This is a genomic window from Micromonospora tulbaghiae (genome assembly GCF_900091605.1).
GTDB lineage: Bacteria > Actinomycetota > Actinomycetes > Mycobacteriales > Micromonosporaceae > Micromonospora > Micromonospora tulbaghiae.
On the sequence record NZ_FMCQ01000001.1, the window covers coordinates 148,951 to 175,637 of the forward strand.

Consider the following 26,687-nt stretch of genomic DNA (forward strand, 5'->3'; position numbering starts at 1 on the left):
TGCCACACTGGCCCGCGTGACCGCCCACGCCGACCCGGCAACCTCCGTCTCCCGCCGCTGGTCGGCACTCGACAACGCCGCCGGTGGCCTCGCCCTCGACCTGGGCCTCTACGCCGCCGCCACCGTCTTCGCCGCGGTCACCGCCGCCACCTCCACCCTCCCGCCGCATCGCGCCTGGGGCACCGTCGCCACCATCGGGTACGCGCTCGCCACGCTCGCCGCGACCACCCAACTGCTCGCCCGCCGCCGCCACCCCGGCACACCCCTGGCCGGCCTGCCCGCACGGTGGATCGTCGCCGGTCTCGCCTGGGCCGCCACCGCACTGCTGCCGATCGTCACGCAGAGCATCGAACGCGCCGGCGGACGCACCGACCGCGCCCAGGAGGAGGTGATCGTGGTCGAGCACGCCGGCGCCCGCCTGGCCGAGCACGGCACCCCCTACCTCGGGCCCGACGCCATCGCCGCCCTGCCCCCCGGCGAGCAACTCCTCGGCTACACCCCCTACCAGCCCGGCATGGCGCTGTTCGGGCTGCCCCGAGCCGCCGTCGACGCCTGGTGGACCGACTCCCGAGTCTGGTTCGCGGTGGTCACCGCGCTCACCCTCGTCGCCCTCGTCGCCACGCTGCGCGCAAGCCGCGGCCCGGCCGCACCCGGCCGCGACGCCGCCGTACTGCGCGCCGTCCAGGCCGCCACCGTCCTGCCCGTCTGCGCGCTCACCCTGGCCACCGGCGGCGACGACCTTCCCGTACTCGCGCTCTGCCTGCTCGCCCTCGCGCTCGCCGCCGCCGGACGACCCGGCCGGGCCGGCCTCGCGGTCGGCGCCGCCGGCGCCCTGAAACTCTTCGCCTGGCCGGTCGCCATCGTGCTGATCTTCTGGGCCGCCACCCGCCAGGCCGCGGCCCGCACCGCCCTCGGCGCCATCGGCCTGCCCGTCCTCGCGCTGGTCCCGGTGCTGCTCGTCGACCGCGACGCCCTCGTCGAGAACGTGCTGCGCTTCCCGCTCGGCCACGGCCTCGTCACCAGCCCCGCCCAGTCACCGTTCCCCGGGCACCTCATCGCCGAGACACTCCCGGCCGGCCGCGCCGTCGCCGCCGCGCTGCTCGTCGCCGCCGGACTGGCCATCGCCGTCCGGCTGCTGCGCCGCCCGCCCCGCACCGCCGCCGCCACGGCCCTCATCTGCGGGTACGGGCTGCTCGCCGCGATTCTGCTGATGCCGTCCACCCGCTTCGGGTACCTGCTCTACCCGGCCGCCCTGCTCGTCCTCGCCCCCGCGCTGGCGCTCACCCGACCGGACGACCCGGCGACATTCCCGGCAACCGCCCCGCGCGATCCGGCCGGAAGGCGTACACCTGAGGGATGACCACCTACCGCGACCGGGCCGAGGCGGGACGCGAACTCGCCGAACGCCTCACCGACCTCGCCGGCCGGCCCGACGTCATCGTGCTCGGCCTGGTCCGCGGCGGCGTACCCGTCGCCCGGGTGGTCGCCGACCGGCTCGGCGCGCCACTGGACGTGCTCGTCGTCCGCAAGCTCGGCGTGCCCTGGGCACCCGAGGTCGCGTACGGCGCACTCGGCCCCGGCGGCGTACAGGTCCTCAACGAGATGGTCGCCGGCCGGATCAGCGAGAACGACCGCGCCCAGGTCCGCCGCCGCGAACAGGCCGAACTGGAACGCCGCGAACAGCGCTACCGCGGTGGCCGCCCACCACTGGACCTCACCGACCGCACCGCCGTCATCGTGGACGACGGGCTCGCCACCGGCGCCACCGCACGCGCCGCCGTCCAGGTCGCCCGCCACCTCGGCGCCGCCCGCGTCCTGGTCGCCGTCCCGGTCGGCTCCGAGCAGGCGTACGACATGCTCGCCGCCGACGCCGACACGGTCGTGAGCAGCCAACTCCCGCACGACTTCGCCGCCGTCGGCGCGTACTACGAGGACTTCCACGAGGTCTCCGACGACGAGGTCACGCAGGCGCTGACCGCCACCGCGTGAAAACACCCGGTACCGTCGTTGTCATGCAGATGACCTGTCCTAAATGCCGCGGAGAGATGCGCCAGTACGAGCGCAGCGGAGTCGTCATCGACCAGTGCGGCGAATGCCGGGGCATCTTCCTCGACCGCGGTGAGCTCGAGAAGCTGTTCGAGGCAGAGGCCAGCTGGAACCGGCAGCACGGCGGCGCCCCGCAGCAGGCCGCGCCGGCCGGTGCCGGCTACCCGCCACCCCCGCCGCCCCCGCCCGCCGCCGCGCCGCACCAGCCCGGCTACGGCGCCGTCCCCCCGCCCCCTCCGCCGCCGCCCGGCCACGGCTACGCGCAGCCCGCGTACGGCCACAGCCAGCAGCAGCACTACGGCTACCACGGCCACTACCGGCGGAAGAAGAAGCACGGCTTCCTCGGCGAACTGTTCGACTGACCGCCGAGCACGCGCACGCCGGGCCGGTGCACCGCATCGACCCGGCGCGCTCGTCGCCGTGCCGCGCCTGCCACACCGTGGCAGGCTGCACGACATGAGCCCGATCCGGCAGCACGAGGCGCTGGCCCAGGCGTACGACGGCATCACCGCCGTGGTCACCCCGCTCGACGACGCCGGCCTGCAGCGGCCCACCCGTTGCCGCGGCTGGCTCGTCGCCGACCTGCTCTTCCACGTGCTCTGCGACGCCCAGCGCGCGCTCGTCGCCCTGGCCAGCCCGGCACCCGGACCGGCCGACGTGGACGACGTCAGCTACTGGCGTGCCTTCACTCCCGGCGACGACGACGCGGGCGCCGGGCACGCCTGGTGGGCACGCCGCTTCGCCGCCGCCTTCGACCGGCCCACCGGCGTGGTCCGCCTCTGGGCCGACACCGCGCCCGCCGCCGTCCGTGCGGCCGCCGCAGCCGACCCCGACGGGTACGTGACCACCCAGGGCAAGGTGCTGCGCGTACCCCATCTGCTCGCCACCCTGACCACCGAGGCGGTCATCCACCACCTGGACCTGGTGGTGGACCTGCCGGACGCGCCGCGGCCGGCGGCGGACCCGACGCGGGTCGCGGTGACCACGATGGACGGCCTGCTCAGCGACGACGCGGTGCGGCCGGCCGGCTGGGACGACCACGACTATCTGCTGAAGGCCGCCGGGCGGGTGCCGCTCACCGACCGGGACCGGCTGGAGCTGGGCGAGGCAGCCGGCTGGTTCCCGCTGCTCGGCTGACGCCGCTCAGACGATCGCCATGTCCACGAAGCGCGACAGGTGCAGCTGGGCCGCTACGGTGACCGTGTCGGTAGGACCATTTCTGTGCTTGGCGACAATAAAGTCCGCTTCGCCCGCTCGCGGTGACTCCTTGTCGTAGTAGTCGTCCCGGTGCAAAAGGATGACAACGTCCGCATCCTGCTCGATCGAGTTGTGGGCGGCGATGCCGTTGGCGATGAAGTTGTGTGTGCCAAGCACGGTGGCGTCGTAGACGTCCTTCTCGCCAACTGACTCGATCGAGACGATCTCGTCCCAGAAGACATCATTCGTCGCGTGCAGATCAAGATCCGCTGAGTCCAGCACCGCGGCCACCTTCGCGAGACGGGACCGGCTGGGTGCATGCTTCCACATCGCGCTGCCGGAGAACTGGGTGCCGACTGCGGCCGCGAACTTTCGGTGGCTCATCTTGCGCTCCGCCAGAACCTCTCGAACCCGTGACCACACCTCCGTGGGCACGGTGTCCACGTTGGGGTTGCTGACGACGGATTCGAGAACCACCAGCAGCGCTGCGCAACCGTTGGCGCGCTCGCCGTGCACACCGATCTCCCGAAGGAAACGGAGCTGGTCATCGCGACCAGAGATGTCCAGGGTGTACTGCGGACGGTGTCGAGCGACCGGCACCTGTCGCAATCGAGCCGAGATGCCGTAGCGAAGCAACAGGCGTGAGATGTCCTCCAGCATGCGCCGGGAGGTCGATGAGAAGTAGACCCGTCCGCCTCGACCGGACTTGTTGACGGTTACGGACCCGTCCGTCGCCCAGATGTGCCGCAGGAAGAGCGTGATCTGCTCCTTGGGCAGGCCGAACACGGCTGGCGGTACGAACTTCTCGTGGGACCGCAGCCCGAACAGCCCCAACCCGTCCAGCCACTCGGCGATCGGATTGCGCCGCCCGCGGGCGAGCCGGAAGGGCGCCGGCAGCCGGAGCGTGGTCACTCGGGCAGCCGGGTAGTCGTCTCGCACAGCCGTGATCCCGAAGTGCGTGGCGGCCTCCGTCACGGCCGCCAGGTTGGCCTCGTCGCAACTGGCGTAGCGGATCGGCTGTCGGCGGACGAACGAGCCGTCTCCGAGGAGGTGAGCCAGCATCACCACCTCCGGCTCGGCCCACGGCTGGATGTTCAGCGGCGGCGGAATGTGCCGAGGTGCGGCAAGCCGCGTCCCTACCGTGAGTTCGCCCAGCGGCAGCCAACCGCCGAACGTGAGAAATGGGTGGTTGGCGGTTGCCTCCACCTGCTTCCCGGATGAAAGTGTCATCCGGAACACTTCGCGTGTCCCACTGGGAAAGGCGTGCGTGAGCGTCCGGGGGGTGTAGCGGAGACCTTCGTCGAGGGCCCAGACTGGGATGTCCCTGACATTCCCGGCCAGGAGTGCCCCAAGGGTGATCTCCGAGTTGTCATCGGCTCTGACGAGTCTCGTATCTGCCGTCAAGCAGCCCGATTCACGCAGATCGGAAAGCTGTGGTCGCTTGTCGGTCCGCTGCTCGGGGCCACGGTTCAACTGACTCACCGCGATCACCGGGCATTCGACCTCCTTGGCCAGCAGCTTCAGGCCACGCGACAGGTCCGCGACCTCCTGCTGCCGGCTCTCGGTGCGCTTCGGCGAGGTCATCAGCTGGAGATAGTCGACGACGATCAGCTTCAGGTCGTGCTTCTGCTTGAGCCGCCGCGCCTTCGCCCGGATCTCCATGAGGTTCATGCTCGGCGTGTCGTCGACGAAGAGCGGCGCCTCGCTGATCTCACCCATGCAGCGGGCCAGCTTGGTCCAGTCGTCGTCGGAGAGCTGCCCGCTCCGCAGGACGTGCAGCGGTACGCGTGCCTCGGCCGAGAGCAGTCGCATGACGATCTCGACCTTGCTCATTTCCAGCGAGAAGATCGCCGCCGCCTGATTGGCTCGAATCGCTGCATTTCGAGCAAAGTCCATAGATGCGGTCGATTTGCCCAAGCCAGGCCTGCCGGCCACGATGATGAGCTGGCCGGCGTGCAGGCCGTTGAGCAGGCGGTCGAGGTCGGTGAAGCCGGTCGGCACACCAGTCATCACCCCGCCCTGAGCGCCGACCGCCTCGATCTCGTCGAGCGTCGGCTGGAGCATGTCGGCCAGGACCGCGAAGTCCTCGCTGACGCGCTTCTCGGTGATCTCGTAGACGGCCTGCTGGGCGAGATCGACGATGTCGTCGACGTCGCGGCTGCCGCTCGGGCCGGTGCCGTAGCCGAGCTGCACGATCCGGGTCCCGGCCTCGACCAGCCGGCGGAGCACTGCTCGTTCACCGACGATGCGGGCGTAGTAGGCGGCGTTCGCGGCGGTAGGCACGCTGGCGATGAGCGTGTGCAGGTAGGGCGCGCCGCCGATGCGGGCGAGGTCGCCGGAGTCGGCGAGCGCGGCCGCCACGGTGATCGGGTCGGCGGGTTCGCCGCGTCCGTAGATGTCCAGGATCGCGTCGAAGATGGTGGCGTGGACCGGACGGTAGAAGTCGTTGGTCTTCAGGATCTCCACGACGTCCGCGATGGCGTCCTTGGAGAGCAGCATGCCGCCGAGTACGCACTGCTCGGCGGCGACGTCCTGGGGTGGCGTCTTCTCGAACGCCGCATCGCGCGGTGGCGGCTCGGGCGGTTGCCCCCCGGTCCGTTCCGCACGCGTCCCGTCGGTGACCGACACGGGTTCCCCCCTCGCTGCGTCGGATCGAGTCCAGCTTTATCGCCGGGGTGTGACAACTTCCGCCGACCCTCCGGTCGATCGGGGGTCATCGTCCGGCGGTCGGGGGACCACGATACGGAACCCGAGGTCAGCGACTCAACAAGGCCAGTGGACGAGCCTCGGGACAACCTGTGGACGCCTGGGGGCCTGCATGTGCGCAGGGTGTGCACAGGGTGTGGAAAAGTGATGGGGAATTCCGGGCGTATCGCCTCTGACCTGGGCTTTTCCTATCCCCACCCTGTGGACGGAAGATTTCCGGCCGAGCTTTGTCGTCGTTCGTCCCGTACTATCGCTGCGAACGGCGACACCTGGGACAGCGGGTTTACTTTCGGGTTTGAGAGAGGTCACGCTCCGGCCGTGAGACACCGGGACTGGGGAAGCGGGGAGGACAGCCCGCGCGAGCGACGGCCGAGCGGTTCCTGGGACGAACCCGCCGGGCCGCGCCGGGTCGACTCGTACGCACCGGAGGGCTACCGCACGGCGAGCCGGCGGCGGGCGGTCGAGCGTGGCCAGGACGAGCCGGTGGAGACGTACCTTCCCCGTTGGGCCCTGGAGTCCGGGGTGAGTCGCGCGGACGGCGGCGGGCGGCATGCCGCGCCGGACGACGAGGTGGAGGCCCCGTCCTCCGGCGGTGGTTGGCGGGCGGACGCCGGCCCGCGTCGCGATCTGCGCGCGATCGGTGCGGGTCCGTTGTCGGACCACACCGCCGAGTGGACGATGGACGCCCCGCACGAGCGGGGGTACGTGGGCAACCGGCGGGCGGACGAGGACGACGAGCCGGTGTCGGGGGCGGCGCCCCGAAGTCGTCCGCGCCGGGCGGCGACGCGCCAGCCGCAGGTGACCTGGTCCGGGCTGCCGGAGCCGGCGGGTTCGAGCGAGGTGCCGGCTGGATCGGACGGTGAACGGCCGGCGGGTCGGCGTCGCGGTTCGGCGTCGGGTTCCTCCTGGCCGCCGCCGTCGGGGCCGGACTCCGCCCGGTCGCGAACGGCGGCGCCGGACGGCGCGTGGTCCCGATCGGGGACGGATGCCGGGTGGCCGGCGGCGGATGCGGCCCGGTCACCGTCGAACGCCACGGAACCGGAGCCGACCTGGAGACGGGCGGCGGAGTCGGAGTCGGCCTGGTCGCGGGCGTCGTCGGAGTCGGCGCCGCCGCGGGCTGCGGCGGATCCGTGGCAGCGCCGCCGGAGCGCCGCGCCTGAGCAGGTGGAGCCGCCCGCTGTCGACCCGTGGGACGCGTCAGGGGTGCACGCCTGGGACCGGCCGGTGCCTGCGAACCGCTGGGAGCGGGCGGAGAGCCGGTGGGACCGTACGGAGCACACGGGTGAGTGGGACCGGTTCACCGACACCGGTTTCCTGGAGCCGGTGCGGGACACCGACGACCGGTACGCGGAGGCCGATCCGTGGCACCGTTCGGCGCCCCCGGTGCGGGAGGGTTGGGCGTCACCGGAACGGGCCGAGGCGTTCTGGTCGGGTACCCGGCTCTCCGGTGACGATCCGCGGTGGATGGAGACGCCGTCGACGGCTCCCCGCTCGCCCGCGGTGGCGTACTCGGCGCCGCGTCCGCGTACCGTGCCTCGCCGTCGCCCGCTGGAGCCGGCGCCGTCGACGTTGCGGCGGCGGGTGGAGACGATCGGCGGCGGTTCGTGGGGCCGGCGGCTGGAGGACGACCTGCTGGACCCGGATCCGGGTGGTCCGTTGCGGCCGCTGGTCTACACGGCGGCCTGCTATCTGGTTCCGGCGGTGCTGCTCGTGGTCGGTCTGCTGTTCCTGAGCGGCCAGCCTCCGGCGGGCTGCGTCACGGACATCATCGGCGGTGGTTGTGACTCGCCGCGCACACACGCGCTGGAGTCGCTGGTGTCGGCGGCGCCGCGGTTCGGGCTGGCGATGGTGAGCAGTCTGGTGGTGGCGGTGCTGCTGCGGCAGGTCGGGACGACGTGGCGGTCGGCGACAGTGGCGCTGGCGGCCGCGGTGGTGGGTGGCGGCCTGTCCACGGTGGTGATCAGCGCGGTGACGGGCAAGCCGCTCGGTTGAGCGGCGAGGATGCGGAAAGGCCCGCACCGGCGACCGGTGCGGGCCTTTCGCGTCGTGCTCGGGGTGTCAGCCCTTGACCACGTTCAGGTCGAACTTGGCGGTCACCTCGGGGTGCAGCCGGATGCTGACCGGGTAGGAGCCGAGCGACTTGATGTGGCCGGGCAGCTCCAGCCGGCGGCGGTCCAGGGTCGGGCCGCCGGCGGCCTTGACGGCGTCGACGATCTCGGCCGGGGTGACCGAGCCGAAGAGCCGACCGCCGTCGCCGGCGCGGGCCTTCAGGTTGACCTTCAGACCCTCGACCTGGGTCTTGACCTCGGTGGCGTGGCCCAGGTCGCGGATCTCGCGGGCCGAGCGGGCCCGCTTGATGACCGTGACCTGCTTCTCCGCGCCCTTGGTCCAGGCGATCGCGAAGCCCTGCGGCAGCAGGTAGTTACGGCCGAAGCCGTCCTTCACCTCGACGATGTCGCCCGGAGAGCCGAGGCCGGACACCTCCTGAGTCAGGATGATCTTCATGTCCGTGCCTCCTCTCAGCGGGCCGTGGCCGTGTACGGCAGGAGCGCCATCTCACGGGCGTTCTTGACCGCACGGGCGATCTGCCGCTGCTGCTGCGAGGTCACGCCGGTCACCCGCCGAGCGCGGATCTTGCCGCGGTCGGAGATGAACTTGCGCAGCAGCGCGGTGTCCTTGTAATCGATATAGGTGATCCCGTCCTTGTCGAGCGGGTTCACCTTCTTCTTCGGCTTGCGCAGTGCCGCAGCCTTCGCCATTGCTCTTGCTCCTGGTTTGCGATCGCGGGCGCTCGGCGCCATCAGAACGGGGGCTCCTCGTCGAAGTTTCCGCCGCCCGAACCAGCGCGGGAGGGGGCCGGGGCAGCAGAGGCCCAGGGGTCGTCGAAGTTGCCTCCGCCGCCGCCCTGGCCGCCACCACCACCGAAGCCGCCGCCACCGCCACCGGAGCGGGACATCTTCTGCACCTTCGCCGTGGCGTAGCGCAGAGACGGGCCGATCTCGTCGACCTCCAGCTCGATGACGGTGCGCTTCTCACCCTCGCGGGTCTCGTACGACCGCTGGCGCAGCCGGCCGGACACGATCACGCGAGCGCCGCGCTGCAGCGACTCGGCGACGTTCTCGGCGGCCTGGCGCCAGACCGTGCACGAGAGGAACAGCGGCTCGCCGTCCTTCCACTCGCCGGAGGCCTTGTCCATGAAGCGGGGCGTCGAAGCGACCCGGAACTTGGCGACCGCAGCGCCGGAGGGGGTGAATCGCAACTCGGGGTCATCGGTCAGGTTGCCGATGACCGTGATGGTGGTGTCTCCTGCCATGACCATCTCCTCGCGCACTCATCGTTGTGCCGTACAGGCTCTCAGAGCCGTACGACAGCGTGGATGAGGCTTGATCCGGACGTGCCGGGTCTAGATGCTCAGCGCATCTCCGGACGGATGACCTTGGTGCGCAGCACCGACTCGTTGAGTCGGAGCTGACGGTCCAGCTCGCCAACGGCCTCCGGCGTCGCCTGGAGGTCGATGACGGCGTAGATGCCCTCGGCCTTCTTGTTGATCTCGTACGCGAGGCGCCGGCGGCCCCACACGTCGGTCTTCTCCACCGAGCCACCCGCGGTCCGGATCACGTTCAGGTACGTGTCGAGCGACGGGGCGACGGTGCGCTCCTCGAGGCTGGGGTCGAGGATCACCATTACTTCGTAATGACGCAAGACGTGCTCACCTCCTGTGGGCTAAGCGGCCACGGTCCTTCCGTGGCAGGAGGTCGTGCGTCGCTGCCCGAGGCCGGTGCCGGGGGAACCCGGTCGGACACACGGACAACCGGACCAGGATAGCCGGTCCGGACGATCATGGCCGGGCCGGTGGTCCCGGCGAGCCGGGTGCGGCGACAGGGGCCCACCTCCGGCGAGCCGGCAGGTGGACCCCTGTCCACGGGACCGCGGGGCGTCCCGTCCGCATTCCTTGGGTGGGACCTGGGGAGGAACGACCACACCGATGAGGTTGGATCGAAGACGCCCCGCGGAGCTTTATCGTGTTGTCACGTGGTTTGACCATACAATGGCTCTCGTCACCACTTGGGGCAAATGGAAGAATTGATCCGGCTGCCGGCCTCGCGTACCGGGACGACGAGCGGATCCCGCCCCGTCGTGCCGGGCCGCACGGCGGGGCGTCCCGTTTCCGGGGGTCCACCCTCGCCCGTCCGTGCTGTGGACCACGTGCGGGCGGAGCGTCGACCATCGATCCCACCTCGGACAACGACCGCCGGCCCGGGTGGTGACGCGTTCGACCCGCCGGGGGCCTCCCGCGAGCGCGCCGACCGTCGCAGGCGCGACGTAGGCTGCCCTGCATGCGAATCGGAGCCCACGTCGATCCGACCGACCCGCTGGCCGAGGCGGCCGCCCGGCAGGCCGAGGCGGTCCAGTTCTTCCTGGCCGACCCGCAGGGCTGGAAGGCCCCGAAGCCGCGCGAGGACGCCGAGCGCCTGCGCTCCGCCGACGTCGACCTCTACGTGCACGCGCCGTACGTGATCAACGTGGCCACGCTCAACAACCGGATCCGCATCCCCAGCCGCAAGCTGCTGCTCGCCCACGCCACCGCCGCGGCGGACGTCGGGGCCAGAGGGCTGATCGTGCACGGGGGCCACGTCAACGCCGGCCACGACGTCGCCGTCGGCTTCGACAACTGGCGCAAGACCTTCGCGTACGCGGCGGACTCGGGCGGTTTCCCGCTGCCGGTGCTGATCGAGAACACCGCCGGCGGCGACAACGCCTGCGCCCGGCACCTCGACTCGCTGGCCCGGCTCTGGGATGCGCTCGGCGACCACGAGGTCGGCTTCTGCCTGGACACCTGCCACGCGTACGCCGGCGGCGAGGAACTGCTGGGCCTGGTCGACCGGGTGAAGGCGATCACCGGCCGGATCGACCTGATCCACGCCAACAACTCCAAGGGTGCGTTCAACTCCGGCCAGGACCGGCACGACAACCTGACCGGCGGCACCATCGACCCGGAGCTGCTGGTGGCGGTGATCCGCGCGGCGGGCGCGCCGGTGATCGTGGAGACTCCGGGCGGCGTCGAGGGCCAGACCGCCGACATCGCGTTCCTGCGCGGGCAGTTGGGCGCGGCGGCGTGACGACCGAGCAGTCCGGCACCACCGGCCGCCGGCCCGGCGCCGAGTCCCGTGAGGACGGCGGCGCGGCTGCGCAGGACCGGCCGGACGCGAAGGAGGCAGCTGAGGCGCCCTCGTCCGGCAAGGCCGAGGCGACCGACACGGCGGACGCCGGGTCCGGGGCCGGAACCACGGACGAGGCCGCCGCGAAGAAGGCCGAGAGCGGGGACAAGAGCGCAACGGGCACGGCCGGCGAGAAGCCCGCCGATCCCTGGTCCGCGTTCGGGCCCGCGCCGGAGCCGGTGCTCGGCCGGGCCCGCCGGGCGGTCCGCGCGGTCGGCCGGTTCCTGGCGCACGAGTGGACGCTCGCCGCCGTCGCCGCGCTGGCGCTGGCCGCGGCGATGACCTGGCCCACGTTGCGCTATCCGCGGCACACACTGCCGCAGGACTACTGGGATCCGAGCCTGCAGGCGTGGCAGATGGCGTGGTCCGGCCACATCCTGCGGACCGACCCGGCGATGCTGTGGCACGCGAACACGTTCTATCCGGAGAACTGGAGCTTCGCGTTCTCCGACACGCTCCTCGGGTACGCCCCGGCCGGCCTGATCGGGGTCGGCCCGGAGCACGCCGTGCTGCGCTACAACATCATGTTCGTGCTGGCGCACGCGCTCGCAGCGTTCGGCGCGTACGTGCTGGCCCGGCAGCTCGGCGCGGGCCGCATCGGCGGCGCGGTGGCCGGGGCGAGCTTCGCCTACGCGCCGTGGCTGCTGGCCCAGGCGGGGCACCTGCACATCCTCTCCAACGGCGGCATCCCGCTGGCGCTGGCCATGCTGGCCCGGGGTCACGGCTGGTCGCTGCGGTACGGCTACCGGCCGCGCCGCCGGCACGCGGGCTGGGCGTTCGCCGGGTGGCTGGTGGCCGCGTGGCAGCTCAGCCTGGGGTTCGGCATCGGGCTGCCGTTCGCGTACATGCTGGCCGGGACCGGTGTGGTCTCGGTGGTGCTGTGGTTCGTGCGGCGACGCCGGGTGAAGCGTCCGTTCGGGCGGCGGCTGTTCCTGGCCGACGTGTTCGGCGGGCTCGCCTTCGCCGCGGTGGGCGCGGCGCTGGCGGTGCCGTACTTCAAGGTCGCCGAGCTGCACCCGAACGCGGAGCGGACGCTCGGTGACATCGGGCTCTACTCGCCGCCGGCGAGCGGCTTCTTCACCGCGCCGGCCGAGTCCCGGGTCTGGGGCGGGCTGCACGAGGGCGCCCGCGCCGTGCTGCCCTGGCACCCGGAGATGACGCTGCTGCCGGGCTTCGCGCTCTACGCGCTCGCCGCCGGTGGCCTGTTCTTCTCGGTCTGGCGGGTCCGGCACCGGATCTTCCTGCTCGCCGGGGTGCTCGTGACGATGGCGCTGGCGATGGGCACCCGGTTCTTCGGCGGCCGGTTCACCTACGTGCCGTTGTTCGACTACCTGCCGGGCTGGAGCGGGCTGCGCACGCCGGGCCGGATGATGCTCTGGACCACGCTGCTGCTGGGTCTGCTCGCGGCCGGCGCGGTCACCGCGTTCTGCATGCGGGTACGCGAGCTGGCCGCCGAACGGGTGCCGCCGTGGCCGGGCCCGTGGCTGCGCCTGGCCACGCTGCTGCCGTTGGCGCTGGTGCTCGTGGAAGGGCTGAACGCCACGCCGCAGCCGGTGGTGCCGCGGCAGCCGGCGGCGATGCGGACCGTCGACGGCCCGATGCTGGTGCTGCCGAGCAGCCAGAACCTGGACCAGCCGGTGATGCTCTGGTCCACCGACCGGTTCCAGCCGATGGTCAACGGCGGCAGCGGTTTCACGCCGCGTTCGCAGGCTCAGATCCGCGAGGCGACCGTCAGCTTCCCGGACTACGCGAGCGTCGACTACCTGCGGCAGATCGGCGTGAAGAACGTGGTCGTGCTGCGCGACGAGCTGGAGGGCACCCCGTGGGAGGGGATGCTCGACCGGCCGGTCGACACGCCGGGCGTGACCCGGGAGCAGGTCGGCGAGGCGGTCGTGTTCCGGCTGTAGACCGGAACACGACCGTCTCGGTCACACCGGCACGGGTTCGGCGGGCCGTTCGGCGGCTCGTGCCCGCCAGCGCTGATGCCAGGGCGCGTCGGGCGCGCCGTCGAGCACCCCGCCGTCCGGGTCGTCGTCGTAGGTGTGCCGGACGACATCCAGTTCGGGCCGCATGATGTCCCGGATCACGAACCCGCAGAGCACCACCACGGTGATCAGGCGCAGGCTCGACGCCAGCACGAAGACGCCCTCGGGGAAGACCGGCCGGGACATGGCCGTGCCGAGCAGTTCGCCGTAGAACGCGGCGAAGTAGCAGACCTCGGCGACCTGCCAGGCCAGGAACGCGCCCCAGCGCGGCCGGGCGAGCACCGCGAGCGGCAGCAGCCAGAGCACGAACTGCTGGGACCACACCTTGCTGAAGATGAGGAACGCGGCGACCACCAGGAAGGCGAGCTGGGCCAGCCGGGGGCGGCGCGGCGCGAGCAGGGCCAGCCCGGCCACGCCGAGGCAGGCCAGCCCGAAGAGCAGGTACGACAGCCAGTTGAGGGTGGGGATGTTCGCGTTGAGCCACTCGAAGGGCCCGAGTTCGCCCGGTGCGGACGGGCTGATCCGGCCGTCCAGGTAGCGGCCGATGTACCAGAGCGTGCCCCAGTCGATCGGGCGCGTGGTGTTCAGGTCGAAGAAGCGTTCCCAGTTCTCCCGGTAGGGGATCGCCACCGGCAGGTTCACCGCCACGAGCGTCACCAGCGCGGTCGCCGTGGCGACGAGCCCGGCCAGCATTCTGCCGGCGCGCAACGCGAGGACCAGGATCGGCCCGAGGAGGAACAGCGGCCACATCTTGGCCGCGCCGCCCAGTCCGATGAGGACGCCGGCCACGCCGGGCAGCAGCAGCGCGTACCGGTCGGGGCGGGCGCGCGCCCAGGCCAGCAGGCCGAACGCGGCCAGGCCGATGGCGAGCAGGTCCCAGTTGACGGTGGCGGTGAGCACCAGAGCCGGGGAGAGCGCGAACAACGCGGCGTCCCAGGGTCGTCGTCGGCGCAGGCTGAGGATCACGGCGACGGTGGCGACCGCGAGCGCGCCGAGCACCAGCGCGTTCAGGTTGTAGAACCACTGGCCCTGGTTGATGGCGGGGTTGTCGGCACCGAGGGCGTGCACCGGCAGACCGAGAGCGCCCATGAAGTAACCGGTCAGCACCGGGTACTCCACCGGATGGTCGGCGTAGGGCACCTTGCCCTCGTTGAGCCCTTCGGCGTAGTAGAGGGCGAGCACGTCCGTGTAGCACATCCGGGTGTACTGGATGTTGTTCTGCCAGGCGCCGTCCTGGCAGGGCGATTTCTGCACCCAGTGCAGGGCCAGCGTGAGGCAGACGAGCGCCAGCACGATCCGGCCGGCGGTCCAGAAGCGGCTCTCCCGGTCGGCGGGCCGGTCCAGGGCGACGGCGTGGTCGCCGAGCGGCCCGCCGATCAGACCGGAGGCGCCCCGGACGAACCAGTCCGAGCGGGACGGGTGGTCCACCGTCTCTGCGGATCGTGGCGCCGCCTCGGACGCGCCGGGCTCATCGATGCCTGCGGGCGACTGGGTGCTCATGGAGAGGCATCCTGCCGTACACCGGGGGTCGCCGTCCCGTCGCGCGCGGAGAAATTCCGGTACGCGAAACGCGGCGGCGGCCGGACCCGAGGTCCGGCCGCCGCCGTCAGGTGGTACGCGTCAGTTCTGTCGTGTCGGTGGTGTGCTCGGTAGCAGCCCGCCGCCACCACCGCCGCCACCGGGACGTCCGCCGCCTCCGGGGAGCCCGCCCCCGCCGGGCGTTCCACCCTGGTCACCGCCACCGGGGGTGCCGCCGCCGGGCGTGCCGCCGGGGCAGAACAGGCCCAGCGGGTCGCAGTTCGGGCCGCCCGGCTGGCCGGGCTCGTTCGTCGGCGGCGGTGCCTCGCCGTTGCCGGTGTCGTCCTCGCCGACGTTCGCCGCGGGCGGGAACTCCTCTTTGTCCTTGCCCTTGAGCGCGTCGTTCATGAAGCGCTGGAAGATGTCACCCGGCATCCGGGCGCCGCTGATGTCCCGGCCGTCCTTGTACTTGATCGCCTTGCGGTCCTTGGCGTTGCCGACCCAGACCGCGGTGGCGAGCTGTGGCGTGTAGCCGATCATCCATGCGTCACCGTTGCGGGTGGTCTTGTCACCGAGTTCCCAGGTGCCGGTCTTCTCGGCGACCTGGCGGCCCTCCTCGAGCTTCTTGTTGATCTGGCCCGGGTACTGCTTCAGCACGGACGTCACGTCGGCGACGATGTCCTTGTCGATCCGCTGCTGCCCCTTGAGCTTCTCCCCGCCGACCGTGTCCCACTTGCCGGTGTCCGGGTTCTGCTTCTGCACCAGCTTCACGAAGTGCGCCTTGTGGTAGACGCCCTGGTTGGCGAACGTGGCGACGCCGTTGGCGTGGTCGAGCACCGTGATCGGGTACTGGCCGTAGCCGAGGACGTGGAAGAACGGCGACGGAGCCAGGTCCTTCGGGTCGGCCTTGGTCAGGTCGTGCGCCTTGGCCGGGTTGGTGTCGGTCTGCCACATGGTGGTGACGCCGGCCTGCTTGGCCATGTCGAGCACCTTGTCCGGGCCGATCTTCTCGGTGATGTAGTAGAACGGCACGTTCAGCGACTTCAGCGTCGACAGTTCGAGCGTGCAGGAGTCACCGCAGGAGACCTTGTCCGCGCCGGCGTTGCTGACCTTGAACTTGGTGCCCTTCGGCGTGAACGCCGTGCCCTTCCACCGGGACTTGAGGGAGATGCCTTCCTTGAGCGCTGCGGCGAGCGTGTAGATCTTGAAGCTCGAACCCGGCGAGTGACCGCCGCTGACCACGCCGTTGTCGACGTTCTTCCCGGCGTAGTCGGTGCCGGTGCCGTTGTCCCCGCCGTAGTAGGCCAGCACCCGGCCGGTCTTCGGGTCGATGGCCACCACGGCGGCCATCAGGTTCGGCGGCTGGCCGGCGAGTTCGGAGCCCTTCTTGGCCCGCTGGGCCGCGGCGAGCGCCGCCTCCTGCATCTTCTGGCTGATGGTGGTTGTGATCTTGTAGCCGCCGCGGCTGAGCGCCTTGGCGCACAGCGGCTTCTTCTCGGTCGCCTCGGCCTCGTTGTCGGTGCAGAGCTTCATCTCGCGCAGTTCCTGCGAGACGTAGTTGACGATGTTGCCGTACGGGGTGTCGATGCCGAAGCCGCCGCCGCTGTTCTTCTTCGGCTTCGCGATGTTCTTCGGGTACTCGGTGGGGTGCTGCGGCGTGTTCGGCGCATCCAGCCACTTCTCCGTGATCATGCCGTTGACCACGTAGTTCCACCGGTCCAGTGCGGCGGTCGGGTTGATCGCCGGGTCGTAGCCCTGGTGGGTGGCGCTCGGCTCCGGCTGCTTGATCAGCGCGGCGAGCACCGCGGCCTCGGCCACGGTCAGGCTCTTGACGTCCTTGTCGAAGTAGGTCCGCGCCGCCGCCTGGATGCCGTACGCGCCGCGGCCGAAGTAGATGACGTTCAGGTAGTGCTGCATGATCACGCGCTTGTCGTACTTGTCGTTCAGCTTGGAGGCGAGGATCGCCTCCTTCACCTTGCGGCCGTACGTGTCCTGGTTCAGGTTCTCGAACGCGTTGCGCGCGTACTGCTGGGTGATGGTCGAGGCGCCCTGCTTGTCGCCGCCGGTGAGGTTGTTCCACGCGGCCCGGGCGATGCCCTTGTAGTCCACACCGGAGTGCTTGTAGAAGTTCCGGTCCTCAGCCGCGGCGACCGCGTGCTGGACGTGCTCCGGGATCTGGTCGATGGTGACCAGCTGGCGGTTCTGGTCGCCGATCCGGGCGATGGCGGTCTTGCCGCTCGAGTCGTAGATGGTGGTGGACAGCGGCGGAATGGTGTCCTCCGGGAGCACCACCTTGGTGGAGTACCAGGTGAAGCTCACCACGCCGATGCCGGCGAGCATGATGAACACGGCGAAGCCGGCGATCAGGATGTTGATCCGGCGGCGCTTCTTCGCCCGCGCCGGGTCCTCACCGCGGCCACGCCGGCCGGGGCCGGTCGGACCACCGGGACCACCGGGGCCGCCGCCGGAGGCGCCGGGCACCCGGGCCCGGCCACCGACCGCCGCCGCGCCGACGCTCGCGCGTGCGCCCACGCTCGCGCGCCCGCCGACGCCGGCCGCGCCGACGCTCGCCGCGCCCACCGAGGCACGTCCGGCCGGAGCGGCCGGGGAGACCGGCACCGACGCCCGGCCGGCGCCCGCGCGTCCGGAGGCGCCGGGTGCCGGCGAGACGGGCACCGAGGCCCGGCCGCCCGCGCCGGCCCGGCCGACCGGGGCCGCGCCTGCCGCTCCGCGCGGCGCCGGAGCGGCGCCACCGACCGAGGCCCGGCCGCCCGCGCCGTACGGTGTCGCGGAGGCGCGCGCCGAGGCGCCGCCCTGGGCCGCGCCGGACCAACCGTTCCCGCCCCGGCTCCCTTCGGAACCGGGGTCGCCGTTCGGGCCCGGGATCTGGGCCCGCCCACGCGAAGAACTGGGATCGCCGTAGTTCATTCCTCACACCCTGCCGGTCGCGGTGGGGCGCGGGGGCGCCGCCACCGGGTTGCCGTGAGCTGGAACACGGGACGTTACCCGCCGGCCGCGCCAGCGATCGCCCGTCAAATCCGATCTATTCGGACCAATTACGCGTAAGGGCTGTCGATCCTGCCGCCCGGGGAATGGGCCGGCAGTGATCGGGACAGCCGCGTTCACCGTTGCGCCTCTCGCCTTCGCCGAGGGGTGGAGCCGTTGGCCGCGACCGACTCGTCCGCGTCCTCCGCCTCGCCCGCGAGACCGTCCCGGCCGAGCAGGAACTGCTCGACCAGGTGGTTCCAGTCGCAGCCGGGGCAGACCTCCACCACGAACACCTGGAACTCACGCAGCGTCATGGCCAGGACGGGCAACTCGGCCCGGGTACGCGCCTGGCCGGCCGACTGCTTGAGTTCGTCACCGTAAATGTAGTGGACGTGGATCAGGTTCTCGCTGCGGCAGATCGGGCAGCGGCGGTCGGTCGGCTCGCCGTGGAAGCGAGCAGCGTTCTTCAGGTACGGCGAGGCGTCGCAGACGTCGTACGTGCCGATCCGCCCGGCGAGCAGTTCACGCAGCACAGCCCGCTTCTGAAGCGAGTAGTCGACGACCTGGCGCTGCGTACGCATGCGGCAAAGGGTACGCGCTCCGGCGAACCCAGGCGACCATGGTCACGATGCGTGAGGACCGCGTCGCGTAAGCAGGGGTTTGCCCCACCCTTCCCTCTCCGCTAACGTGCGATGTATCGGTTCGATACATCGCGGTGGTTAGCGCTCCGCGCAGGGGGAAAGAGGGGATGGCCCGTGCTCGAGCTCGCCATCCTCGGCCTCCTGCAGGAGGCGTCGATGCACGGCTACGAGCTGCGCAAGGAGCTGACCGCCAAGCTCGGTGCCATCCGGGCGGCGATCAGCTACGGCTCGCTCTACCCGACCCTGCGTCGGCTGCAGGCGGCGGGATGGATCGCCGAAGCGGCCGAGACACCCGCGACCGCCGAGGAGGTTCCCGCGCTGACCAGCCGACGCGGTCGGGTGGTCTACACCATTACCGCGGAGGGCAAGGAACGCTTCGCCCAGCTGATAGCGCAGGCTGGACCCGAGACGTACGACGACACGGGCTTCGGCGTGCACTTCGCGTTCTTCGCCCGGACCGACCAGGCCACCCGGCTCCGGATCCTGGAAGGTCGTCGCCGCAAGATCGAGGAACGTCGCGAAGGTCTTCGTGACGTGCTCGGCCGGGCAGCCGAGCGCCTCGACGCGTACACCCTGGAACTGCAACGCCACGGGCTCGACGCCTGTGAGCGCGAGGTCCGCTGGCTGGAGGAGCTCATCGCCAACGAGCGCTCCGGCCGGGCCCCCGCCGACCCGCGACCCGGGACGGCCGGTGGCCGAGGAGACAACGACAGCCCGCCCACGCCTGGAACGTCCAGGAAAGAGCGGCCGTGATGAAGAAGAAGGAGGCAGACGCTATGGGCTCCGTCCGCGTCGCCATCGTCGGTGTGGGTAACTGCGCCTCGTCCCTCGTACAGGGCGTGGAGTACTACCGGAACGCCGACCCGAACGACCGCGTCCCGGGTCTCATGCACGTCACCTTCGGCGACTACCACGTCTCGGACGTGAAGTTCGTCGCGGCGTTCGACGTGGACGCCAAGAAGGTGGGCATGGACCTCGCGGAGGCGATCGTCGCCAGCGAGAACAACACGATCAAGCTGTGCGACGTGCCGCCGACCGGCGTCACCGTGCAGCGCGGCCCGACCTTCGACGGTCTCGGCCAGTACTACCGCGAGATCGTCGAGGAGTCGGACGCCAAGCCGGTCGACGTGGCGCAGGCGCTGCGCGACGCGCAGGTCGACGTGGTCGTCTCCTACCTCCCGGTGGGCTCCGAGGAGGCCGACAAGTTCTACGCCCAGGCCGCGATCGACGCCGGCTGCGCGTTCGTGAACGCCCTGCCGGTCTTCATCGCCTCCGACCCGGAGTGGGCGAAGAAGTTCACCGACGCCGGTCTGCCGATCGTCGGCGACGACATCAAGAGCCAGGTCGGCGCCACCATCGTGCACCGCGCCCTGGCGAAGCTCTTCGAGGACCGCGGGGTCGAGCTGCTGCGCACGTACCAGCTCAACTTCGGCGGCAACATGGACTTCATGAACATGCTGGAGCGCAACCGCCTGGTCTCGAAGAAGATCTCGAAGACCCAGTCGGTGACCTCCCAGATCCCGCACGAGATGAGCAAGAGCGACGTGCACATCGGCCCGTCCGACCACGTGCCGTGGCTGGACGACCGCAAGTGGGCGTACATCCGCCTGGAGGGCCGTTCCTTCGGTGACACCCCGCTCAACGCGGAGCTGAAGCTCGAGGTGTGGGACTCGCCGAACTCGGCCGGTGTCATCATCGACGCCGTCCGCGCCGCGAAGATCGCGCTGGACCGGAAGATCGGTGGCCCGATCCTCTCCGCCTCCTCGTACTTCATGAAGTCCCCGCCGGAGCAGTACGCCGACCACGACGCGCACGCCGCCGTCGAGGCGTTCATCGCCGGCGAGATCGAGCGCTGACGCGCTGACACGCAAGAAAGAAGGCCGGGTCCGTGCGGACCCGGCCTTCTTTCCTCGCGTACGTCAGGACCAGGCTCGCCGCAGCGCCACTGATGCCTCCAGCTCCAGCAGCGTCACCTTGCGCGGCAGCCCGCCACCGAAGCCGACCAGCTTGCCGCCCGCGCCGACGATCCGGTGACAGGGCACGATCACCGGCACCGGATTGCGGTTGCAGGCCACCCCGACCGCCCGGGCGCCGCCGGGATCTCCGACCGCCTTCGCCACCTCGCCGTAGGTCTTCGTCTCCCCGTACGGGATGCGGGTCATCTCCCGCCACACCGCGCGCTCGAACTCCGAGCCCCGGGGCGCCGACACCGGCACCGTGAACTCGGTCAGCTCACCGGCGAAGTACGCCCGCAGCTCCGCCACCGCCAGCCGGGCCACCGCGTCACCGGGTTCGTCGGCCGCCCCGTCCACCCGGCCGAAGTGCGCGCCGCGCACCGCGTCGTCGTCGGTGCCGACGGAGAACTCCCCGATCGGCGAGTCGAGCACGGTCCAGCGCATGGCATCCATTGTCGCGCGCCCGCCGGCATCGCCTCGCTGAGGGCGGGCTGGACGACCGCTGAGCGAAGTCGATGTTGCACGGCGTCGATACCGTGCAGGTCATGGCCACCGGGACGCTCATCTTCCTGATCATCGGCGGGGTCGGTGTCGGCGTGCTGACGCTCGCCCTGCTCGGCTCGGGAGTGCTCCACCTCGGCCAGCCGGACGTCGACGGGCCGGTGTCGCTGGAGGCGGCCGCCGGGTTCACCGGGGCGTTCGGTTTCGGCGGCGCGATCGTCAACGAGCTGCTCGGGGGCCGTACCCCCGGAATGATCGCGGCGGCGGTGGCCGCCGGCGCGCTCGCCGCCGTGCCCACCGGCTGGCTGGCGGCGCGGCTGAGCCGCGCGGCCCGCAACATGCGCACGGACGCCACACCCACCCGCGACCACCTGGCCGGCGCGATCGGCCTGGTGGTGACGCCGATCCCCAGCGGCGGCTACGGCGAGGTGCGGGTACGCCTCGCCGGCCAGCCGGTGAAGCTCAACGCCCGCGCCGACGGGCCGATCCCGGTCGGCACCCGGATCTTCGTGGTCGAAGCACTGAGCGAGACCAGCGTGCACGTCGAGACCTACTGACACACCACCACACAGACGGGAACGCCCATGCCCCTGCTCGTCGCCATCGGCGGCGCGGTCCTCCTCGCCGTCGTCCTCGTCCTATTCGTGCTCTCCCGGATCAAGGTGGCCGGGCCGAACCAGGCGTTCATCGTCACCGGCCGCAAGGGCCGCACCACCCAGACCGCCGACGGCGCCCGCTCCACCGACATGTCCGGGCAGAAGGTCGTGCTCGGCGCCTCGGTGTTCGTGCTGCCGGTGGTGCAGAAGCTCCAGTCGCTCGACCTGTCCAGCCGCCGGATCGACGTCAGCATCCGGGGCGCGGTGAGCAAGCAGGGCATCCGCACCGAGCTGCACGGCGTGGCGATCGTGAAGGTCGGCGGCACCGAGGACGCGATCCGCGCCGCCGCCCAGCGCTTCCTGAACCAGCAGGAGGAAATCGACAACTTCACCCGCGAGGTGCTGGCCGGCGCGCTGCGCTCGATCGTCGGGCGGCTCACCGTCGAGGAGATCATCCGGGACCGGGCGGCGTTCGCCAGCGCGGTCGCCGAGGAGGCCGAGCACTCGATGACCAACCAGGGCCTGGTGCTGGACACGTTCCAGCTCCAGGACATCCTGGCCGAGGGCTCCTACCTCCAGGATCTGGGGCGGCCGGAGGCGGCCCGGGTGCTCAAGGACGCGGCCATCGCCGAGGCGCGGGCCCGGCAGCAGGCCGAGCAGGAGCGGCTGCTCGCCGAGGAGGCGATCGCCGAGGCCAACCGGAACCTGGCGCTCAAGCAGGCCGGCATCCAGGCCGAGATCGACGCGGCAAAGGCGAAGTCGGCCGCGGCCGGGCCGCTCGCGCAGGCCGAGCGGGACCAGGCGATCCTCTCCGAGCAGCAGAAGGTGGCCGAGCGCAACGCCGAGCTGAAGCAGCGCCAGCTCGACACCGAGGTGCGCAAGCCGGCCGACGCGGCCCGGTACAAGGTCGAGCAGGAGGCCGAGGCGGCCCGCAACGCGGCGGTGCTCAACGCCGACGCGCAGCGGCAGGCCACCATCGCCGCCGCCCAGGCCTCCGCCGAGCAGGCCCGCCTCACCGGTGAGGGCGAGCGGGCCCGCCGGGCCGCGCTGGCCGAGGCGAACGCGATCGAGGGCGCCAAGGAGGGCGAGGCCGAGCAGCGCCGTCGTTCCGCGATCGCCGAGGCGGTCGAGCGGGAGGGCCAGGCCGAGGCGGCGGCCATCCTCGCCAAGGGTCAGGCCGAGGCCGACGCGATGGCCCGCAAGGCCGAGGCGTTCGCCGCGTACGGCGAGGCGGCCGTTCTGGACCTGCTGGTCAAGGTGCTGCCCGAGGTGGTCGGCGCGGCCAGCGCCCCGATCGGCGCGATCGACAAGATGACAGTGATCTCCACCGACGGCGCCTCGTCGCTGACCAAGTCCGTGGCCGGCAACGTCGCCCAGGGCCTCCAGCTCGGCAGCGACCTGACCGGCATCGACCTGGCCGGGCTCCTCGCGCGGCTGGGCAGCAGCGCGCAGAACAACGGCAAGACCACTGTGGACGGCACCGCCGTCACCCAGTGACGACGGACGCCCGCCGGTTCCCCTCGGGGAGCCGGCGGGCGTCGTGCGGTGGTGCGGATCAGAGCACGGCGATGACGAACTTCTCGCCCTCGCCCAGATCGTAGGGCGGGCCGCCCCAGTCGATGGTCCGGCTGGCGATGAGCTGGCTGGTGCCGGCGCTGCCGGCGGTGACCGCCTTCTCGTTGATGTTCGCGTAGAGGTAGACCGAGCCGTCGGCGTTGTAGTGGAGGAGCGACAGCCCCTCCCACGCGCCGATCGAGGCACCCCGGGCGATCAGCGGCTTCGCCCCGGCGCTCTCCGCCGTCACGAACTTGCCGTTGATCTGGGCCTTCAGGCCGAAGGTGCCGAAGCCGTCACCGACGTTCACCAGCTCGTACTTCTCCCAGGCGCCGACGGTCGCGGAGCGGGCGATCAGCGGCTTCGCCCCGGCGCTCTCCGCCGTCACGAACTTGCCGCTGACCACCGACTTGATGCTCACCAGCGGCGCCGGGGCGTCGAAGTCGAACTTCTCGGCGGTGCCGATCGCGGTCTTGCTCGCGATCAGCGGCGAGGTGGTGCTGGGCGCGGTGACGTACCTGCCGTTGATCGCCGCCTTCAGGCTGATCGTGCCGTCGGTGTTGTCGATGATCTGGAACCTCTCCCAGGCGCCGATGGTGGCCGCGCGGGCGATCAGCGGCTTCACGCCGGCGCTCTCCGCCGTGACGAACTTGTTCGTGACCCGCGCCCGCAGGCCGAACAGCCCTCCGCCGGCGTCGACCACGTCGTACTTCTCCCAGGCCCCGATGGTGGTGCCGCGGGCGATCAGCGGCTTCGCCCCGGCGCTCTCCGCCGTGACGTACCGGCCGTTGCCCCGGGCCTTGAGCCCGTACGAGCCGCGCGCCGTCGCCGCCGCGCCAATGTGCAGCAGCCGGTCGGTGGAGCCCATGATGTCGTGCACCGCCCCGCCGATGCCGGTGGTCACGACCGAGTCCCGCACCTGCTGCGGCGACCAGCCCGGGTGCTCCTCCAGCAGCAGCGCGGCGGCGCCCGCCACGTGCGGGGACGCCATCGAGGTGCCGCTCATCGACTCGGTACCGGCGCTGGTGCCGGCCCTGGCCGAGACGATGCCGGTGCCGGGGGCGAACAGGTCCAGGCAGCGGCCGTAGTTGGAGAACCAGGCACGCATGTCCACCCGGTCGGTGGCGCCGACCGTGATGGCGGCGGGCACGCTCGCCGGCGAGGACTCGCAGGCGTTCGACATGCTGTTGCCGGCGGCGACCGCATACGTGATGCCGGAAGCGATCGAGCGGGCGACCGCGTCGTTCACGGCCTGGTCGACGCGGCCGACGCCGAGGCTCATGTTCGCGACGGACGGCCCGGTGGCGTTGGTGGTGACCCATTCGATGCCGGCGATCACCTGCTCGCTGTCGCCCTCGCCGTCGCAGTTGAGGACCCGGACGGCGACCATCTCGACGGCCTTCGCGACGCCGTACGTCGTACCGCCGATCGTGCCCGCCACGTGGGTGCCGTGCCCGTGGCAGTCCTGGGCGACGTTGTCCTGCTCGACGGCGTCGTAGCCGTTGCGGGCCCGCCCGCCGAAGTCCTGGTGGTCGATGTCGATGCCGGTGTCGATCACATAGGCGGTCACCCCGGCGCCGGTCGCCGGATAGGTGTACTTGCCGTCGGTCCGGGTCTTGAGCTGGTCGATGCGGTCCAAGCCCCACGGCGGGGTGGTCTGGGTGCCGGCGGTGCTCCAGCGCTGGACCTGCTGGACGTACTCGACGTCCGGGTCGGCGGCGAGCCGCGCGGCCTGCCGGGCGTCCATCGTGGCGGAGTAGCCGTTCAGCGCCTTGCCGAAGACCCGGCGGACGGTGCCGCCGTGCTCGCCGGCCAGCGCGGAGGCGGCGGACTTCACCTTGGCCGGGGTGGTCTTGCCCTTCTTGAGGACCACGATGTAGCGGCCGGACACCGCCTCGGCCGTGCCGGCGCCGCGGAGCGACGGTCGCTTCGGGTCGGCCAGGGCGGGGCCGGCGACTGTGGCGCAGAGGATGGAGGTGGCGCTGGTGAGGGCGAGCCCCACGAGCGCGGAGCGGCGCAGGCCGCCGTGACGTGTCATGAATTGACTCCCCGTATCCAGCGACCGTCCGGAGCGGACGGGCGGATGAGATCGGAACAGCCGCATTTGTCGATTCGGCGGCTGCCGATGACTCATCATGCGGGAGACATCGACCGGAACGGGTCAACCGTTCGGTCGACACGCCGCCGTATCGTCGTCAGATCACGGACGCCGGTCTCAGCTGGTGATGCCCTCGTCGCGTGCCCAGCGCAGCAGCTCCGCCTCGGCTTCGTCGCGGTCCAGCGGGCCGCGCTCCAGACGCAGCTCCTTCAGGTACTGCCAGGCGCGGCCGACCACCGGCCCCGGCGGTACGCCGAGCAGCTCCATGATCGCGTTGCCGTCCAGGTCGGGCCGGACCCGGGCCAGGTCCTCCTCGGCGGCGATCCGGGCGATCCGCTCCTCCAGCGCGTCGTAGTCGGCCGCGAGCTGGGCGGCCTTGCGCCGGTTGCGGGTGGTGCAGTCGGAGCGGGTCAGCTTGTGCAGCCGGGACAGCAGGTCACCGGCGTCGGTGACGTACCGGCGCACCGCCGAGTCGGTCCACTCGCCGCGGCCGTACCCGTAGAAGCGCAGGTGCAGCCCGACCAGCTTGACCACCTGGGAGGTGATCTCCTTGGAGTAGCGCAGCGCCTTCATGCGGTTCTTGGTGAGCCGGGCGCCGACCACCTCGTGGTGGTGGAAGCTGACCCGGCCGTCCGCGCCGACCGCCTTGGTGGCGGGCTTGCCGACGTCGTGCATCAGCGCGGCCATGCGCAGCACGAAGTCGCAGCCGTCGGACTCCATCGACATGGCGTTGCTGACCACTGTGAGCGTGTGCTCGTAGACGTCCTTGTGCTGGGCGTGCTCGTCGATGGTGAGCTTCAGCCCGGTCAGCTCGGGCAGGAAGCGCTCGGCCAGCCCGCTGTCGACCAGCAGGCGCAGCCCGGTGATCGGGTCGGCGCCGCAGAGCAGCTTGGTGAACTCGTCCCGGATCCGCTCGGCGGTGATCCGGTCCAGGTCGCCGGCCATCTCGGTCATGGCCGCGCGGACGTCCGGGTGGACGGCGAAGCGGAGCTGGGCGGCGAACCGGGCCGCGCGCAGCATCCGCAGCGGGTCGTCGCGGAACGACTCCTGCGGCGTTCCGGGGGTACGAATGACCTTTTCGGCCAGGTCGGCCAGCCCGCCGTACGGGTCGGTGAACCGGTGGTCGGGGAGGCTGACCGCCATCGCGTTGACTGTGAAGTCGCGGCGCTTGAGGTCTTCGGTCAGGCTGGTGCCGTACTGCACCACCGGGTTGCGGCTGACCTGGTCGTAGACCTCCGCGCGGAACGTGGTGATCTCCAGGTTGAGGCCGTCGCGCTGGCAGGCGATGGTGCCGAACTCGCGTCCGGTCTCCCAGATCGACTCGGCCCAGCCGCGGATGACCTTGATGGTCTCGTCCGGGTGGGCGTCGGTGCAGAAGTCGAGGTCGTTGCCGAGCCGGCCGAGCAGCGCGTCGCGGACGGATCCGCCCACCAGGTGCAGTTCGTGACCGGCCTGGGCGAAGCGCCGGCCCAGCTCGTCGGCGACCGGTGAGACTCGGAGCAGTTCGGCGACGGCGTTGCGCTGCGCGGCGGTCAGTTCGCGGCGGTCGGCGGCGTGGGAGGCGGAGGCTTCGGACATGGGATCGCCAGCCTATCGGGCCGGAGGTGGATCGACCGCGCCGGGCGCGGGTAACGGGCCCGGGTTGACTAAGGTTCCGGTTGGGCGGGGCCGGCCGGGCCCGGT

The 26,687-nt window shown here is 71.4% G+C and carries 22 protein-coding genes; 11 read left to right on the forward strand and 11 right to left on the reverse strand.

Going from position 1 to position 26,687, the window contains the following annotated elements; genetic code table 11:
• The first annotated feature begins 16 nt into the window (after nt 1–16).
• The 4 genes from GA0070562_RS00700 to GA0070562_RS00715 all read left to right on the forward strand — a co-directional run bounded on the left by GA0070562_RS00700 (nt 17) and on the right by GA0070562_RS00715 (nt 3,183).
• Nucleotides 17–1,360 (forward strand): glycosyltransferase 87 family protein, encoded by a 1,344-nt coding sequence (locus tag GA0070562_RS00700; RefSeq protein ID WP_091413466.1) that lies wholly within the window; start codon nt 17–19, stop codon nt 1,358–1,360.
• Nucleotides 1,357–1,989 carry a phosphoribosyltransferase gene (locus GA0070562_RS00705; RefSeq protein ID WP_091413468.1) on the forward strand — a complete coding sequence of 211 codons (633 nt, stop codon included), beginning with the start codon at nt 1,357–1,359 and terminating at the stop codon, nt 1,987–1,989. Before GA0070562_RS00700 ends, GA0070562_RS00705 begins: the two co-directional genes overlap by 4 nt.
• 23 nt (nt 1,990–2,012) lie before the next feature.
• A complete protein-coding gene (locus tag GA0070562_RS00710; RefSeq protein ID WP_091413470.1) occupies nt 2,013–2,408 on the forward strand; it encodes a TFIIB-type zinc ribbon-containing protein in 396 nt (131 codons plus the stop codon).
• Between the two features lie 94 nt (nt 2,409–2,502).
• The gene (locus GA0070562_RS00715; RefSeq protein WP_091413472.1) at nt 2,503–3,183 is read left to right on the forward strand and encodes a maleylpyruvate isomerase N-terminal domain-containing protein; all 681 of its coding nucleotides are present in this window, start codon (nt 2,503–2,505) and stop codon (nt 3,181–3,183) included.
• Between the two features lie 6 nt (nt 3,184–3,189).
• On the opposite strand, the gene GA0070562_RS00720 is transcribed toward GA0070562_RS00715, so the two are convergent.
• A complete protein-coding gene (locus GA0070562_RS00720; protein ID WP_091413473.1) occupies nt 3,190–5,871 on the reverse strand; it encodes a replicative DNA helicase in 2,682 nt (893 codons plus the stop codon).
• A gap of 1,302 nt (nt 5,872–7,173) precedes the next feature.
• Here GA0070562_RS00720 and GA0070562_RS30505 point away from each other — a divergent pair.
• On the forward strand, nt 7,174–7,941 hold the full coding sequence (locus GA0070562_RS30505) for a hypothetical protein (RefSeq protein ID WP_254663700.1): 768 nt from the start codon (nt 7,174–7,176) through the stop codon (nt 7,939–7,941).
• A gap of 66 nt (nt 7,942–8,007) precedes the next feature.
• Here the strand turns inward: GA0070562_RS30505 and rplI are convergent, their stop codons facing one another.
• From rplI to rpsF, 4 genes are all read right to left on the reverse strand, one after another.
• On the reverse strand, nt 8,008–8,454 hold the full coding sequence (rplI, locus tag GA0070562_RS00730) for a 50S ribosomal protein L9 (protein ID WP_091413477.1): 447 nt from the start codon (nt 8,452–8,454) through the stop codon (nt 8,008–8,010).
• Between the two features lie 14 nt (nt 8,455–8,468).
• Nucleotides 8,469–8,708, reverse strand: a complete 240-nt coding sequence (rpsR, locus tag GA0070562_RS00735; RefSeq protein WP_007073789.1) for a 30S ribosomal protein S18 — start codon at nt 8,706–8,708, stop codon at nt 8,469–8,471.
• Nucleotides 8,709–8,749: 41 nt separating this feature from the next.
• Nucleotides 8,750–9,280: a single-stranded DNA-binding protein gene (locus GA0070562_RS00740; RefSeq protein WP_175438580.1), complete on the reverse strand. Its 531-nt coding sequence runs from the start codon at nt 9,278–9,280 to the stop codon at nt 8,750–8,752.
• Nucleotides 9,281–9,360: 80 nt separating this feature from the next.
• Nucleotides 9,361–9,651 (reverse strand): 30S ribosomal protein S6, encoded by a 291-nt coding sequence (gene rpsF, locus GA0070562_RS00745; protein WP_013289357.1) that lies wholly within the window; start codon nt 9,649–9,651, stop codon nt 9,361–9,363.
• Between the two features lie 635 nt (nt 9,652–10,286).
• Here rpsF and GA0070562_RS00750 point away from each other — a divergent pair.
• Both GA0070562_RS00750 and GA0070562_RS00755 read left to right on the forward strand, forming a co-directional pair.
• On the forward strand, nt 10,287–11,069 hold the full coding sequence (locus GA0070562_RS00750) for a deoxyribonuclease IV (RefSeq protein WP_091413479.1): 783 nt from the start codon (nt 10,287–10,289) through the stop codon (nt 11,067–11,069).
• Nucleotides 11,066–13,075 carry a hypothetical protein gene (locus GA0070562_RS00755; RefSeq protein ID WP_091413482.1) on the forward strand — a complete coding sequence of 670 codons (2,010 nt, stop codon included), beginning with the start codon at nt 11,066–11,068 and terminating at the stop codon, nt 13,073–13,075. The genes GA0070562_RS00750 and GA0070562_RS00755 overlap by 4 nt, the downstream gene beginning before the upstream one ends.
• 21 nt (nt 13,076–13,096) lie before the next feature.
• On the opposite strand, the gene GA0070562_RS00760 is transcribed toward GA0070562_RS00755, so the two are convergent.
• The 3 genes from GA0070562_RS00760 to GA0070562_RS00770 form a co-directional block, all read right to left on the reverse strand.
• Nucleotides 13,097–14,653, reverse strand: coding sequence for a glycosyltransferase family 87 protein (locus tag GA0070562_RS00760; protein ID WP_091413485.1), 1,557 nt, complete (start codon nt 14,651–14,653; stop codon nt 13,097–13,099).
• 120 nt (nt 14,654–14,773) lie between these two features.
• Entirely contained in the window at nt 14,774–17,599 is a 2,826-nt protein-coding gene (locus tag GA0070562_RS00765; RefSeq protein WP_091413487.1) for a transglycosylase domain-containing protein, read from the reverse strand.
• Nucleotides 17,600–17,793: 194 nt separating this feature from the next.
• Nucleotides 17,794–18,240 carry a DUF5318 domain-containing protein gene (locus tag GA0070562_RS00770; RefSeq protein ID WP_091413490.1) on the reverse strand — a complete coding sequence of 149 codons (447 nt, stop codon included), beginning with the start codon at nt 18,238–18,240 and terminating at the stop codon, nt 17,794–17,796.
• Between the two features lie 174 nt (nt 18,241–18,414).
• On the opposite strand from GA0070562_RS00770, the gene GA0070562_RS00775 reads away from it, so the two are divergent.
• On the forward strand, nt 18,415–19,053 hold the full coding sequence (locus GA0070562_RS00775) for a PadR family transcriptional regulator (protein ID WP_013289363.1): 639 nt from the start codon (nt 18,415–18,417) through the stop codon (nt 19,051–19,053).
• Nucleotides 19,054–19,076: 23 nt separating this feature from the next.
• Nucleotides 19,077–20,156, forward strand: coding sequence for an inositol-3-phosphate synthase (locus GA0070562_RS00780; protein WP_013289364.1), 1,080 nt, complete (start codon nt 19,077–19,079; stop codon nt 20,154–20,156).
• 63 nt (nt 20,157–20,219) lie between these two features.
• Here the strand turns inward: GA0070562_RS00780 and GA0070562_RS00785 are convergent, their stop codons facing one another.
• Complete coding sequence (locus GA0070562_RS00785; protein WP_047892731.1) at nt 20,220–20,699, reverse strand: methylated-DNA--[protein]-cysteine S-methyltransferase; 480 nt, start codon at nt 20,697–20,699, stop codon at nt 20,220–20,222.
• 71 nt (nt 20,700–20,770) lie between these two features.
• On the opposite strand from GA0070562_RS00785, the gene GA0070562_RS00790 reads away from it, so the two are divergent.
• Both GA0070562_RS00790 and GA0070562_RS00795 read left to right on the forward strand, forming a co-directional pair.
• Nucleotides 20,771–21,313 (forward strand): NfeD family protein, encoded by a 543-nt coding sequence (locus GA0070562_RS00790; protein ID WP_091413492.1) that lies wholly within the window; start codon nt 20,771–20,773, stop codon nt 21,311–21,313.
• A gap of 27 nt (nt 21,314–21,340) precedes the next feature.
• Complete coding sequence (locus GA0070562_RS00795; protein WP_091413495.1) at nt 21,341–22,849, forward strand: flotillin family protein; 1,509 nt, start codon at nt 21,341–21,343, stop codon at nt 22,847–22,849.
• A 58-nt stretch (nt 22,850–22,907) separates the two neighbouring features.
• On the opposite strand, the gene GA0070562_RS00800 is transcribed toward GA0070562_RS00795, so the two are convergent.
• On the reverse strand, nt 22,908–24,944 hold the full coding sequence (locus GA0070562_RS00800) for a S8 family serine peptidase (RefSeq protein ID WP_091413498.1): 2,037 nt from the start codon (nt 24,942–24,944) through the stop codon (nt 22,908–22,910).
• 177 nt (nt 24,945–25,121) lie between these two features.
• Entirely contained in the window at nt 25,122–26,582 is a 1,461-nt protein-coding gene (locus tag GA0070562_RS00805; RefSeq protein ID WP_091413501.1) for a CCA tRNA nucleotidyltransferase, read from the reverse strand.
• Between the last annotated feature and the right edge of the window lie 105 nt (nt 26,583–26,687).